The 15,995-nt window shown below is 42.3% G+C and carries 8 protein-coding genes; all 8 read left to right on the forward strand.

Annotated elements, in window-relative coordinates; genetic code table 11:
* The first annotated feature begins 4 nt into the window (after positions 1-4).
* The 8 genes from R2R71_RS20160 (at position 5) to R2R71_RS20195 (ending at position 15,986) form a co-directional block, all read left to right on the forward strand.
* Positions 5-1,717, forward strand: coding sequence for a RagB/SusD family nutrient uptake outer membrane protein (locus tag R2R71_RS20160; RefSeq protein ID WP_316833095.1), 1,713 nt, complete (start codon positions 5-7; stop codon positions 1,715-1,717).
* Between the two features lie 35 nt (positions 1,718-1,752).
* Positions 1,753-4,827, forward strand: coding sequence for a TonB-dependent receptor (locus R2R71_RS20165; RefSeq protein ID WP_316833096.1), 3,075 nt, complete (start codon positions 1,753-1,755; stop codon positions 4,825-4,827).
* A gap of 11 nt (positions 4,828-4,838) precedes the next feature.
* Positions 4,839-6,560, forward strand: a complete 1,722-nt coding sequence (locus tag R2R71_RS20170) for a RagB/SusD family nutrient uptake outer membrane protein (protein ID WP_316833097.1) — start codon at positions 4,839-4,841, stop codon at positions 6,558-6,560.
* 101 nt (positions 6,561-6,661) lie between these two features.
* Positions 6,662-8,491, forward strand: coding sequence for a glycoside hydrolase family 2 protein (locus R2R71_RS20175; protein ID WP_316833098.1), 1,830 nt, complete (start codon positions 6,662-6,664; stop codon positions 8,489-8,491).
* Positions 8,492-8,493: 2 nt separating this feature from the next.
* On the forward strand, positions 8,494-9,582 hold the full coding sequence (locus R2R71_RS20180) for an endo-1,4-beta-xylanase (RefSeq protein WP_316833099.1): 1,089 nt from the start codon (positions 8,494-8,496) through the stop codon (positions 9,580-9,582).
* 8 nt (positions 9,583-9,590) lie between these two features.
* The gene (gene bglX, locus R2R71_RS20185) at positions 9,591-11,810 is read left to right on the forward strand and encodes a beta-glucosidase BglX (RefSeq protein WP_316833100.1); all 2,220 of its coding nucleotides are present in this window, start codon (positions 9,591-9,593) and stop codon (positions 11,808-11,810) included.
* Positions 11,811-12,157: 347 nt separating this feature from the next.
* Positions 12,158-14,803, forward strand: coding sequence for a glycoside hydrolase family 2 TIM barrel-domain containing protein (locus R2R71_RS20190; RefSeq protein WP_316833101.1), 2,646 nt, complete (start codon positions 12,158-12,160; stop codon positions 14,801-14,803).
* A 7-nt stretch (positions 14,804-14,810) separates the two neighbouring features.
* Entirely contained in the window at positions 14,811-15,986 is a 1,176-nt protein-coding gene (locus R2R71_RS20195; protein WP_316833102.1) for a DUF5009 domain-containing protein, read from the forward strand.
* The last annotated feature ends 9 nt before the right edge of the window (positions 15,987-15,995 follow it).

Here is a 15,995-nt window from a genome sequence, read left to right on the forward strand (position 1 = left end):
GAAAATGAAAAACTATAAAATATTTACAGCAATCATTCTTTTAACCCTGTTCACAGTTTCTTGTAAAAAGGATTACCTGGAACGTACACCAGGGGTTGCGATTAGCGAAGATGAAATTTTTGCCGATCCAGCCCTGGCAGCAAGGTTTGCAGATAATGCTTACAATTACGTAATAACAAAATATGTTCGCTTTAACGACCACCGCGGTTGCACTGCACAGGCATCTGATGAAGCGGTTTCCGGTAACTCAGAGGGATCGGTAACTTCCTTAAACAGGGGTTTATATCACGACCATTCTAACGGCCCCTCATTGAATGATATCTATGGTGTCTGGAAACTGATGTATGCAGGTATTGCCATCCACAATAAAATGCTGGCGAGGATTGCCGAAGTACCACCATCGCCAAATGCATCCGTACCTATTTTTGATGCTACACGTGTTGAAGGAGAAATGCGTTTTTTACGGGCGCTATCGTATTTCGAATTAACAAAGCGATTCGGAGGCGTACCGATTGTAGATAAGGTTTATGGCGTAAATGACGATATTAATTTACCACGGAAAACCTATGCTGAGGTTACTCAGTTTATAATTAACGATTTAAATATTGCCATTACAAAACTTGGCGATGATGCTGCTTATGGCCCATCAAATTACGGACGCCCCACAATTGGTGCGGCACAGGCCTTAAAAGCGAGGGTGTTATTGTATGCGGCCAGCCCTTTAAACAATCCTTCAAACGATAAAACAAAGTGGCAGGCAGCTGCTGATGCAGCTAAAGTTTTAATGGATGGTAGATACCAGTTGCAGACTTCTTATACCGATTTATTAAACTTGCCTTCTTCTCCTGAATATATAATGATCCGGATTAAAGGAAATACACCTTTAGCTGGCGAAATGATGCAGGATTTCTCAATGTCACCGGGTTCGGGTGGTGCACAGGGACAAATGAACCCTACACAAAACCATGTTGATATGTACGATATGGCAAATGGCAAACCAATTACCGATCCAACATCGGGCTACAATCCGCAAAAGCCTTACGATAATAGAGAGCCTCGTTTTTACGATAATATCATTTACAACGACAGGCCGTGGCAGGGTGGGAAAATAGAAATGTGGTCAGCTGTTGATGCACAGGGTAGAGTAAGTTATGGCAAGGATTACAACCCGACGATTACCTATACCGCAACACGTTACTACTGCAAAAAATACTGGCCAGAAGTTTACAGGACCGTTGGCGGAAGTACAACCTTGTTAAACTATATCTATTTCCGCTATGCTGAAATGATGCTAAACTATGCCGAAGCGCAGAATGAAGCCGTTGGTCCTGATCAGTCTGTTTACGAACAGCTGGTTAAAATCAGGGCCCGTGCAGGGATTCAGGCAGGTGCCGATAATTTATATGGATTAAAAGCCGGGATGAATCAGGATGAAATGCGTGCGGCAATCAGACACGAACGTGCCATCGAACTTGCTTTCGAAGACCACAGATGGTACGACATTATGCGCTGGAAAATTGGCGCACAGGCCATTGCTGTACCAATGAAAGGAATGGATGTGGTTAAAAATGCAAATGGAAGTTTTACCTATACACCATTCGTTTTAACCTCAACCTTTCAGAAAACTTGGTCCGAAACCCAGAATCTTTACCCGATTCCAAGAGCCGAAATTTATAAAAGTAAGGGCGTGCTGTTGCAAAACCCAGGCTGGGAATAGTTAGTAATTAGGATAACGCTAAAAGATTTTTCAATATGAAATTTATAAAATCAAAATATATTATTTGTTTACTATTCATTCTGGCAGGCATGCTGAATGCATATGGGCAAAAGCCGGATGAAGGTTTAACCGTTACCGGCAAAGTGGTCGATCAGGATAAAAAACCTGTTCCTGGGGTAATGATTACAATACAGGAAGACAAAACAAACAAATCGGTAACAACAGATGCGAACGGAAGCTTCACAATCGAAACAACCACAAGCGATGTGCTGGTTTTTCGTTTCCTGGGCTATAGAACCATTCTTAAACCTGCTATCGAAGTTACAAGAGGCGATGTGATATTAAACAAAGCATTAATTTATGCTGGCGATGACGATAACGTATACATCCCTTTTGGAGTAAGAAAACGGAGGGAAGTAACGGCAACCATCAGTACCATAACAACTGAAAACCTGCCTCAGATTCCTTCTTCATCATTAACAAATGTTTTTACTGGCAGGCTTCCGGGATTAGCAGTATATCCAAGTGGTTCTCAGCAACCAGGTTATGATGTATCCAGTTTTCTGGTAAGAGGACGCTCATCTTACAACAGCAACCAGGAACCTTTAATTCTTGTAGATGGTATTGAACGTGATTTTACCGCCATGGATTTAGGGGAAATTGAGAGTGTGAGCGTTTTAAAAGATGCAGCTACTTTGGCATGGTACGGAATGTACGGAGCAAATGGCGTAATTTATGTTAAAACTAAAAGAGGCAGTGCAACCAGTACTAAGGTTACTTTTGATGCCCAGGCAGGCTTACAGGCACCTTTACAGGTGACCAAACCTTTGGATGCTTATACTTATGCAACACTTTATAACGAGGCTTCATTAAACAGCGGTGGTACTGCAGTATATAACCAGGCTGCATTGCAGGCTTACCAGGATGGCTCCGATCCGATAAAATATCCAAATAATAATTTTGTGAGGGATTTCACTAAACAGGTGGCACCAACACAACGCTATGTAGCTTCAGTAACCGGTGGAAATGCATTCATCAAATATTATACTTTATTAAGTGCTTATCAGCAAGGTGGTTTTTACAAAGGAGGGAATAACCAGACTTACGATGCAAATACCGATTTTAACCGTTACAACCTGCGTACCAACATCGATTTACACGTAAATAAAAACTTAGATGTTGCACTCGATATTGGCGGAAGGATTACCAACCTTACTTTTCCAAATGCGGGTACCAGCACTTTCTTGAATGCCGTTTATGCTACACCAGCTAATGCTTTTCCGATATTAAATCCAAATGGTTCTTATGGCGGTACATCTATTTTTACACAAAGTAACCCATTGGCAATGTTACAGGCCAGAGGGGCAAGTACCGACCTTATGCGTAACATGATGGCCACGATCAGTGCACGCCAGAAAATGGATGGTATCCTGAAAGGTCTTTCGGCTGAGGTTTTCTATGCTTATGATATTGCAGGATTATATCGTTCAGGTTTTTCTGAAACTTACTCAACGTCAGAACTAGGTGCAAATGGTGTTTACACTACTTATGGCACGGCAACCAAAGCAAATTACCAGGGGAATGCATTTTCAGGCAATGTTAAAAAGAGTGAGTTCTGGGCAGGCTTGGATTATAACAGAACATTTGGCCAGCACGACATTAAATTCTCAACAAGGGTGTCAAGGGCAAACCTGTCTTCTTTCGGGAATCTTGATGTAAGGAGAGAAGGCTGGTCTAACCGTTTATCTTACGGTTTTGTTCAGCGCTACTACCTTGATTTAACTGCAGGTTATTCAGGTTCTGAAAATTTTGCACCAGGCAGGAGATACGGTTTCTTTCCTGCGGCTTCAGCCGGATGGATCATATCCGACGAGAACTTCATGAAAGGCTCATCCAAATGGCTCGATTTCTTAAAAATCAGAGGCTCTTATGGCCTTGTGGGTAATGACGCCATTGGTTCGGCCCGAAGATTTGCATTCAACGATTTCTTTAGCCGCAGTACAACGGGTTATACCTTTGGTACTTCATTTACCGGTGTGGGTGGTACAGCGCAGCTGGCTTTGGCAAATCCATACTTAACCTGGGAAAAGGCTTATAAAACAAGTATCGGCTTTGATGCTAAAATGTTGAAACAATCACTGTCGCTTAGTGCCGATTACTTTTACGAAGACAGAAAGGATTTAACAACAGGTTCTTTACTACCAAGCACATTGGGCCAGAGTTTAATCTTTGTTAACGAAGGTGAAGCTGAATACAGGGGCTTTGAAACAGGTATTAATTACAATAAAAAGATTGGCGAAGTAAATCTTAATGTTTTTGGCAACTATACCTATAATGTAAGTAAGATCCTTGCTGTTAATGAAGCAGCTAACTTACCGGCTTATCAGAAAGCATTGGGCCGCCCGATTTCAAGTGTGATTACCACGGCTGCAACGGCCACAACCAATCCGGTGTACACAAATTTAATGCTGGTTTCTGATGGTATCTTTCAAAGTCAGGCACAAATCAATGCATCACCTACACAGTTGTTATCAAGGGATGTTAAACCCGGCGACATTAAGTATGTAGACCAGAATGGTGATGGCGTAATTAACGATTTAGACAGAGTAAGAACTGACTTTAACTTTGTACCTAAGGCTTTTTTCGGCTTCGGTGCATCAGTAGCTGTAAAAAACTTCGATTTAAATTTCCTGTTTCAGGGAACAAGCGGCCGCTCAATAAGTATTCAGCCTCTGGTTAATGCAGGTAGTGCAAATAATGGCTACTTGAACCAGTTTAGCGTGAACAGGTGGACGCCTGATAACCCAGGTGCTGCATACCCGCGTTTGCTCTTAACCGATAGGGGAAATAATACGGCCTTTTCAGATTTCTGGATTCGCTCAGGCGATTATATCCGCCTTAAGAATGTTGAGTTGGGTTATTCCTTATCGCCTTCATTCATCAAAAAGTTAAAGATTTCGCAGCTACGCTTTTATGTAAGTGGCTTAAACCTTCTAACCTTTGATAAGCTTGGCGACTTAAACATAGATACGGAACTACCCGAATCAGGATATAATTCATCTTATCCATACATGAAGATTTATTCCTTTGGATTGAACTTGAAATTTTAAAAGATAATAACATGAAAAAAAATATATTTTATCTAATACTTGCTATGATTGCCTTGCAGGTAGCAGGATGTAAAAAAGATGGCTTTCTTCAGGATGGATCTTTTAGTGGCGGAAATGATGTTACGCAGGCACAGCTTTGGGCAAACCCCGATTATGCCCGGAACTTCTTAAATAACGTTTATGCTGTGCTTAACGACAGGTATAATGTTGATGGAGGAGGAGCACTGTTTGCTTCTGGTGCTGATGAAGCGGTTAATTCTAATCAAAACTCATCGGTAGCGATTTTAACAAATGGAACATGGAGCCCCGCCAAACCCTTCGATGAGGTTTGGGCAGACATGTATGCAGGCATACGCAAAGCAAATATGTTCCTCGAAAACATTGACGGAAGCGCTGTCATTCCGCTCGATGAAGTTTTACCGGCAAACGTTGCTGCCAACCAGACTTATGCAGCACAGGTTGACAGATTAAAGGGACAGGCATTCTTTTTAAGGGCCTTCTTTCAGTTCGAATTGCTTAAACGCTATGGTAGCTACCCAATTGTCACCCGTACGCTTACTGTTAACGATAACCTTGATTTACCAAGAAATACTTTTCAGCAATGTGTCGATCAGATTTCAAAGGATTGCGAAGATGCAATTACAAGATTGCCCTTATCCCCAACCGAATGGAGTGTGGCAAACAGGGGCAGGGCTACACAAACAGCTGCCATGGCACTTAAGGCACGCTTGCTTTTATATGCTGCAAGTCCGCAATACAATGCTTCAAACGATATTACAAAGTGGCAGGCTGCTGCAGATGCAGCTAAAAGATTAATGGATACCGGGAAACATAGTATTTACACATCTTACCCGAATATCTGGTTGTGGAATAACGGTGCATTCAACGTAGAAACCATTTTCGCGACATCTACACTCAATACCAATTCAATTGAGCAGAATAATGCACCAATTAGCTATGACGCTGCAAATGGACGTACAAACCCTACTCAGGAACTTGTTGATGCCTTTGAAGTTAAAAGTACAGGTAGGCTGATTACTGACCCTGCATCAAAATATGTGGCAACGACGCCTTATGCCGATCGCGATCCACGCTTAAACTTCGCAATTATCTACAATGGCGCTACTTTCAAAAGTAAAACCGTTGATACCTATGTTGGCGGAAAGGATGGTTTGAACCTAAACATCAATGCAACAAAAACCGGTTATTATTTAAGGAAATACTTAAGTGAGGCAGCTGCCTGGGGGCCTACAACAACAAATGTTCGTCGCCCATGGATATTTTTCAGGTATGCCGAAGTCCTTTTAAATTATGCTGAGGCTTTAAATGAGGCCCAAGGTGCTGCGGCCCAGGTCGAAATTTTAAGGGTATTAAATTTAATCAGAAACAGGACAGGTGTACAGATGCCGGCATTACAAACAACAAATGCAACAGCCAATGCTTATGTGGCACCTACACAGGCCGAATTAAGAAAAAGAATCCGTAACGAGCGTAGGGTAGAGCTATGTTTTGAAGAACACCGCTTTTACGATGTACGCAGGTGGAAAGAAGGCGAAGCCACATTTAATAAGCCCGTTACCGGCATGAGAATTACTTTGGTGTCGCCTGGTGTATTTACTTATACGCCGTTCACAGTCGAAAACAGGGTATTCGTCGCCAGAAATTACTTATACCCGATTTCACAGAATGAATTAAACAAAGCACCAAACTTAGGACAAAACCCAGGCTATTAATCCAGGCCTTGTTCAAAATTTAAAACGGACGGTATTTAACCGTCCGTTAAATAATTGTTAGTTTTGATAGAACAATTATTTACCATTAAAATATTTATACCATGCTGAAATCATCCTTTAAAGTATTTTTAATCTTTTTATTGCTCTTTACATCAGTTAGTTACGCACAGGTTAGCTCAATACAAAACATTCAGGGCAGAAAGATTCAAAGCCTTAACGGTAAATGGAATTACATTGTCGATCCTTATGAAAACGGCTACTACGATTACAGGCACGATCCTTTTGATCAGTCAAAATCGGGAACCGGTGGTTATTATGATGATAAAGTACAGAAAGATAAATCTGAACTGATTGAATATAATTTTGATTATTCTCCTCAGATGAATGTTCCCGGCGACTGGAACTCCCAGTCAGAGAAACTTGAACTATATGAGGGGAATATCTGGCTACGCCGGAAATTTGATGCCAAGCCCGAAAAAGGAAAGAAATACTACGTTTATTTCGGCGCAGTAAACTATGAGGTACATGTTTATCTGAACGGTAAGAAATTGGGCGTGCATAAAGGTGGCTTTACACCTTTCCAGTTCGATGTTACCAACCTGATTAAAGCAGGTGATAACGCATTGATCCTGAAAGTAGATAATATCAGGAAACAGGATGAAATCCCTACGGTAAATACCGATTGGTGGAATTATGGCGGCATTACCCGCGATGTTTTTCTGGCCGAATTTCCTGAACACTTCATCAGCGATTATAAACTTCAGCTGGTTAAGGGAAATAATAACCTTTTAAACTTTTCCGTTAAGCTGGCCGATGCGACACCAAACCAGGAAGTAACGCTCAGTGTGCCTGAACTTAAGCTCGAAAAGAAATATAAAACCGATAACGAGGGTAAAATAAACGATGAATTTACCTGGAACAATTTAACCTTCTGGTCGCCTGAAAACCCTAAGCTTTATGGCGTTAACATTAAAACAGATAAAGAAAATATTAGCGATAAGATTGGTTTCAGAACAATACAGGTAAACGGCGACAGTATCCTGCTTAACGGTAAATCTGTTTTTTTAAGGGGAATCTCTATTCATGATGAAAACCCGCTTCTAAAAGGCCGTTTGCGCTCGGAAGGCGATATGCGCATGATGCTGCAATGGGCAAAAGACATGAATTGTAATTACGTTCGCCTGGCACATTATCCACACAATGAAGAAATGATCCGCCTGGCCGATGAAATGGGCTTACTGGTATGGGCAGAAGTACCTGTTTACTGGACAATTAGCTGGACAAACCCTGCAACTTATGCCAATGCAAAACAGCAGTTAACCGATTTAATTGTTCGTGATAAAAACAGGGCCAGTGTTATCGTTTGGTCTATTGGTAACGAAACGCCATTAAGTGACGCCCGCTTAAGCTTCATGAGTAACCTGGCAGAAACGGCCCGTTCTTTGGATGATACGCGTTTGGTGGCAGCAGCGCTTGAAGTTCACCGTGATGGTAATTCGATTATTTTAAACGATCCGCTTGGCGAGAAGATCGATCTGGTAAGTTTTAATGAGTATGCAGGCTGGTATTGGGGTGGTAATCCCTCAGAAATTACCAAATACACATTTAATATTAAATACACCAAACCTGTAGTGATAACCGAATTTGGGGGTGATGCCCTGGGCGGTTTCCATGCTGATGAAAACACCCGCTGGAGTGAAGAGTACCAGGAAGCACTGTATAAAAACCAGATTACCATGCTCACCAAAATCGGTGCCCTCCGCGGAATGACTCCATGGATTTTAACCGACTTCCGCTCACCGAGAAGGCAGCATCCTATTTATCAGAATTTCTGGAACCGTAAAGGCTTAATCAGCGAAACAGGCAAGAAAAAGAAAGCATATTATGTGCTTAAAGACTTTTACGACCAGATGCAGGCAAAGTATAAATAACCATGCTAAGAGTTACGAAAATCAGTTTTTTAGCGAGACTAATCATTCCGCTGGCCCTATTGGGGATATCCTGTGCCAAAGAAAAAAGCACAGGCATAACACCCTTAAAGGTAGATGCTGCAACAGACGAAACCACGTTGCAGAAAAATATGCCTTTTAAAATGGGGGCAGCAGTTAATGTTTCGCTGATGAAGAATAATACTGATTATCGTAACCTGGTTATTAAAGAGTTTAACAGCATAACTGCCGAAAACGCAATGAAATTCGCTGCGCTTCATCCGGCCAAAGATACTTACACCTGGAGCGATGCCGATTACCTTGTCGATCTGGCGAAGGCCAATGGTATGCGTATTCACGGGCACACGCTCAACTGGTATAAATCTTTACCCGATTGGGTCAATAACTTTCAGGGCACTACAGCCGAATGGGAAAACTTGTTAAAAAATCATATCCAAACCGTTGTTGGCCATTTTAAGGGCAAGGTTAGCTCCTGGGACGTGGTTAACGAAGCCATTAACGATGATGGGACGATAAGAAACAGCATTTGGGTACAGAAGCTCGGTGTTGATTATATTGGCAGGGCTTTCCGGTATGCGCATGAAGCCGATCCTGATGCATTGCTTTTTTACAATGATTACGGTCATGAATACGGCCCTACAAAGCGTACGGCAATTTTAAACCTGGTTAACGATTTAAAAAGTGAAGGTATCCCGGTTGATGGTATTGGTTTGCAGATGCATACCCGGGTAACCCAGGCCGATGCCAACCTTGCCACGGCGATTTCAACAGCAGCGGCGACGGGCTTAAAGATACATATCTCCGAGATAGATATTGCCCTTAATCCCGATAATAACCCGTCATTAACTTATACACCGGCATTGGCCGAACAACAGGCCGCTAAATATAAAGCCATTGTTAAAGCATATAATGCCCTGCCCAAAGCCCAGCAATACGGCATTACGCAATGGAATGTAACGGATGCCGACAGCTGGATTCCATCAAACTATAACCGCCCCGATTGGCCATTGCCATTTGATAACCAGTATAAACGAAAAGCAGCTTACCAGGCTATTTTAGATGGCGTTAAATAAATAACAACATGAAAAAACACTTATCATCCGCTTTAATTATTGCATTGTCTTTTTCATCCGCCTTTGCACAGGATAAAAAGATAGAGAAAAAGGTAGATTCAGTTTTGAAACTGATGACCCTTGATGAAAAAATTGGCCAGCTTAATCAGTATACCGGAGGGGATGCCACCGGGCCGATTACAAATAACCCCAATAAATTAAAAGATGTAAGCGATGGTAAGTTAGGTTCGCTGCTTAACGTAAAAGGTGCAAAGGAAACCCGCGAAGTACAGCAGGCAGCCATGCAATCGCGGATGAAAATCCCGTTACTTTTTGGGCTTGATGTAATACACGGCTATCGGGTAACTTTCCCTATTCCTTTAGCAGAAGCTGCAAGTTGGGACTTGGCCGAAATGGAAAATGCTGCACATGTTGCCGCAAGGGAAACGGCAGCTTCAGGCGTTCACTGGACATTTGCACCCATGGTCGATATCGCCCGCGATCCACGCTGGGGAAGGGTAATGGAAGGTGCCGGTGAGGATACTTACCTTGGCTCGCAGATTGCAAAGGCCCGCGTAAAAGGCTTTCAGGGAAAAGGCTTAGGTGAACTTGATGCAATAATGGCTTGTGCAAAACATTTTGCCGCCTATGGCGCTGCAGTGGCAGGCCGCGATTACAATACAGTTGATATGAGCGAACATACGCTATGGGAAACCTACCTGCCGCCTTTTAAAGCCGCACTCGACGCAGGAGCCGCTACCTTCATGAATTCTTTTAACACCCTAAACGGCATTCCTGCAACCGGAAATGCCTATCTGCAACGCGATATCTTAAAAGGGCAATGGAAATATACCGGCTTTGTGGTAAGCGACTGGGGTTCGATAGGTGAGATGATTGCACACGGTTATGCAAAAGATAAAGCCCAGGCAGCTGAACTGGCCATTAAGGCCGGCAGTGATATGGACATGGAAAGCAGAAGCTACCTGCCTTCGCTCGCCAAACTGGTGGCCGATAAAAAAGTTCCTCTAGCCTTAATCGATGATGCGGTAAGAAGAATCCTCCGTAAGAAATTTGAAATGGGCCTTTTCGACGATCCTTATCGTTTCAGTAATGTTGCCCGTGAGCAGAAAGAATTAAACTCGCCGGAAAACAGAACAGCAGCTTTGAAAATGGCAGAGAAAAGCATCGTATTGCTTAAAAATGAAAAACAAACTTTGCCCTTAAGCAAAGACCTGAAGAAAATTGCTGTAATCGGGCCGCTGGCAAAATCAGAAAAAGATATGCAGGGCTTTTGGTCAATTGCCTGGGAAAACGATAAACTCGTTTCCCTGTACGAGGGCTTAAAAAATAAGGTTGGAAATAAAACGGAGCTGCTTTACGCAAAAGGCTGTGAAATTTCCGATTCATCCAAAACAGGTTTTGCTGAAGCCGTAGCCGTAGCAAAACAGGCAGATGTGGTAATCATTGCTGCAGGCGAAGCTTTTGATATGAGCGGTGAAGCAAAGAGCAAAACAAATATTCACATTCCTGGGGTTCAGGAAGACCTGATTAAAGCCGTTCATGCTACAGGTAAACCCGTAGTGGTTTTAGTAATGGCGGGGCGTCCTTTAATTTTTAACTGGACAGCCGATAACGTACCGGCGATCATGTACACCTGGTGGTTGGGCAGTGAGGCCGGAAATGCAATGGCCAATGTCTTATTTGGCGATTATAACCCTGCAGGTAAACTACCCATTACTTTTCCTCGTGATGAAGGCCAGATTCCCTTATATTACAATTACTTAAGTACCGGACGGCCTTCAAGAAGTGATAAAGACAGAAACTATAAATCAGCTTATCTTGATTCACCAAACAGCCCGCGATTTGCTTTCGGACACGGACTGAGCTATACCACTTTCGATTACAGCGATCTTAACCTGAATAAAACCCAGATGGGAATGGCCGATAAGATATCGGTAACTTTTAAGCTGAAAAACACCGGGAAATATGATGGTGAAGAAGTAGTGCAGCTTTACCTGCAGGATAAGTTTGCATCAGTAGTTCGCCCTGTAAAAGAACTTAAAGACTTTAAAAAAGTGATGCTAAAAGCCGGTGAAACAAAAAACATCAGCTTTACAATTGATAAAGAGAAACTTTCATTCTATAATCAGCAACTTAAATGGGGTGCCGAAGCAGGCGATTTTAAACTGATGATTGGAACAGCATCCGATAATATTAAGCTCGAAAAGGATTTCTCACTAACGAATTAAGCAGTTTCTGTTCGCAATTATCAATGAACTAATGACTAATGAACTAGTGACTAATGAACTAATGACCAATGAACCAGTTAACCAATTAACCAATTAACCAAATAACCAGTTGCCGGTCTGCAGTTACCAATGAACCAATGACCAATGAACCAGTTAACCAGTTAACCAGTTAACCAGTTGCCGGTCTGCAGTTACCAGTGAACTAATGACTAATGAACCAGTTAACCAATTAACCAAATAATCAGTTTCCGGTCTGCAGCTACCAGTGAACCAATTACCAGTTACCAGTTTGCAGTTACAAATGAACTAATGACTAATGACTAATGAACCAGTGAACCAATAAACCAATGAGCCAATTAACTTTTTTAAAACGGATTACTTTTTTGCTGGTTTTGGCAAATTTCTTAACCAATAACACCTTCGCACAAAATGGTAGTAATATCAGTTTGAACGATGGATGGACATTTCATAAAGAACAAGGTGCCACTGAACAGGTAAATTTACCACATACCTGGAATGCAGTCGATGTTTTGGATGATGTGCCTGGTTATTACCGTGGATTGGGGATTTATAAACGAAACCTTAGTTTAAATGAGTCAGCAAAAGGGAAGGAGATATACCTGGTTTTTAATGGTGTAGCTCAGGAAACTGAAGTTCTAATAAACGGACAACCGGCAGCGAAACACTTAGGTAGTTACACCAGTTTTGTTGTTCCCCTTACAAAGTTTTTAAATTACAAAAACGATGTGGTAGAAGTTAAGGTAAACAACCGCTTTAATGAAGACATTCCACCTTTAACAGCCGATTTTACCTTCTTTGGTGGTATATACAGGAATGTAAGCTTGCTGATAACCGAGCCATTGCATTTCTCTAAAAAAGATAAGGGAAGTTCAGGTATTTACATCACTACCCCCGAGGTTTCAGCCGCCTCAGCTAGTGTTTCCGTTCGGAGTTTAATAGATAATAATGCGGCAAGCCAGAGAAAGGTTCAAATTCAAACTACCCTATTAAATGCTGAGGGGAAGATAGTGGCTTCGCAGGTGACCCCGCTAAACCTGGCTCCGGGCGAAAGTAAGTCGGTTATTCAGGATTTTAAATCAATCAAACAACCCGAACTTTGGTCGCCTGAAAGACCTTACCTGTACAAACTGGTAGCCAAAATAGTTGATGTTAAAACCAAGGCCCTTATCGATCAGGTGACTAATCCCTTAGGTTTTAGGTGGTTTAAGTTTGATGCTGAAAAAGGCTTTTTCCTGAATGGTAAAGCCCTTAAAATTATTGGTGCCAGTCGCCATCAGGACTATGAAGGGCTTGGAAACGCTGTGCCAGATGCCCTGCAGGTTAAAGATATAGAACTGCTCAAACAAATGGGGGCTAACTTTTTGAGGGTAGCACATTACCCGCAGGACCCCATGATTCTGGAAGCCTGCGACAGGCTCGGTATACTGGCTTCAGTTGAGATTCCTGTGGTAAATACCATCACCGAAAGCGATGCATTTACGGCTAATTGCCTCGAAATGCAAACAGAGATGATCAGGCAGAATTTTAATCACCCGAGTATCATCATCTGGGCTTATATGAACGAAATTCTGTTGCGCCCGAAGTTTAGCAATGATAAACCCCGCCAGCAGGTATATTACGAACATATCCGTGAGCTTGCCCAAAAGCTCGATGATTTAACCCGGAAAGAAGATCCATCACGTTACACAATGTTAGTAAATCATGGTGCATGGGATATTTACAACAAGGTGGGTTTAACGAAAATCCCGATGATTGTTGGCTGGAATTTATATTCAGGCTGGTATTCTGGCGTTCCTGCTGATTTTGCGAAGTTTTTAGACCGCCATCATAAAGAACTGCCCGATAAGCCTTTCATGGTTACCGAATACGGTGCAGATGCTGACCCGCGAATTCGCACCGCAGAACCACTACGCTTCGATAAGAGTGTAGAATATGCCGTTAAATTTCACCAGACCTATTTAAATGCGATGCTCGAACGGCCTTTTGTAGCTGGGGGAATGGCCTGGAACCTGGCCGATTTCAATTCTGAAACCCGTGAGGAAACCATGCCGCATATTAATAATAAAGGGTTGCTAACGATTGGCCGTCAACCAAAAGATACCTATTTTCTTTACCAGGCCTACCTTTCAGCTAAACCTTACCTCAAAATCATGTCGGCACAGTGGAACCAGCGCAGTGGGATTGCCGATTCCGCTACAGTAGCGAGCACCCAGAATATCCAGGTAGCAACTAATCAGCAAACCGCCGAATTATTTCTGAATGGCAGGAGCCTGGGAATTAAAAATGCTGTCGACCATGTTTGTGATTGGAAAGTACCCTTCGCCGAAGGTGAAAACCAGCTGACTGTTGTTTCAGGTGCACTTACTGATCATGCAGCCATTAATTTTCAACTACAGCCTTTTAGCTTTACGGATAACATTCCTTTTAAAAACATCAATATCCTTTTAGGTTCAAAACGCTATTATATTGATGAAAAAGAACAACAGCTTTGGCTGCCTGATCAGGCCTATAAAGCAGGTTCGTGGGGCTGGACAGGTGGCGAACCTTACAGGGGAACCAACAACAGGATTTTATACGGAAGTGATAAAAATATCCTTGGAACGGATAACGACCCTGTTTACCAGACCCAGCAGGTAGGCATAAAGCAATTCAAATTCGATGTGCCCGATGGCGTATATGAACTTACGCTGCACTTTGCCGAACTGGTAGGTGGCGATACCAAAGAAGCCCTTGCCTATAACCTGGATAATAACCATAAAAAGGAGCTTGTTGAGCAACGTGTTTTTGATGTAGCAATAAATGGTGTGCCGTTTTTGCAAAAGCTAAACCTCGCAACTGATTTTGGCTATACACGTGCCGTGATGAAAAAGACAAGACTTACGGTTCTCGGAGGTAAAGGAATTGCCGTTGATTTTAATGCCATCGAAGGTAAACCTGTTTTAAATGCAATACAGTTAAGAAAGATATACTAGTTTTAAAATGAAGCAATTACCGGCACGTATTTTATCTATTGATACATTAAGGGCACTGACCATGTTCCTGATGATCTTTGTTAATGATGTAGCCGGTGTTTCAAATATTCCCCAATGGATAAAACACACCGAGGCAAATGTTGATGGAATGGGATTCTCCGATATTATCTTTCCGGCTTTCCTGTTCATCGTAGGTTTATCCCTGCCATTCGCCATTAAAAGCAGAATTAATAAAGGGAAATCATTCGTCGCCATTTCCTGGTATATTCTTTTAAGGAGCTTAGCATTAATTATAGTGGGCTTTTTTCAGGTTAACCTCGAAAACTATAATGAGGCCATGGCTTTATTGCCCTACGCGGTTTATACCATTTTGCTTACCCTCGCATTTTTTCTGATCTGGCTTGATTACCCGGAAACACTTGCCAAAATCAGGCAGAACGTACTGATTTCCGCTGGTATAATCTTATTGCTTATCCTGGCCTTTCTTTACAAGGGCGGCACGGTTGATCATCCCGAAGGATTGAAACCGCACTGGTGGGGAATTCTGGGTATTATTGGCTGGGCTTATCTGGTAACGGCTTTTGTTTATTTGGTCACTAAAAGAAGCCTGATCTTGCTTGGAATAGCCTTTGTTGTTTTTGCCGCCTTAAACGTTACCCTGCATATGGGTTTGCTTAAAGTTCAGATCCCCCTAATAGGTGATGCTTCATCAATAACGCTGCTTTTGGGTGGTGTTTTAATTGCGGAAGGGTATAGCTATCTGATCAGCCGAAATAAAGCCATTGTCTTTTGGATAGTGCTAAGTCTGTCAGCTGTAGTGGCCATCTGTTTTGGAACGGTTATCCGTCCCTTTGCCGGCGGTATCTCGAAAATTTATGCCACCCCTGCATGGGTATTCATTTGCATGGGTATTACCATTTTAGCTTTCGGCCTGCTTGTTTACCTTATTGATGCCAGGCAGAAAAAAGATTTATTCAGGTTTATTAAACCCGCAGGTACCAGTACGCTTACCTGCTACCTCATTCCGTATTTCCTCTATTCAGTTTTTAGCCTGCTGCATTTCAGGTTTCCTCATGTGTTGAGTAGCGGGCTTGGTGGAATAATCAGATCGTTTTTTATAGCCGCTTTAGTGATTGTTATCGTAGCTTATTTAGAGAAAAAGAAACTCCGTTTGCGAGTATAATAGTAGAAT

Source organism: Pedobacter aquatilis (genome assembly GCF_032678405.1).
Lineage (GTDB): Bacteria > Bacteroidota > Bacteroidia > Sphingobacteriales > Sphingobacteriaceae > Pedobacter > Pedobacter aquatilis_A.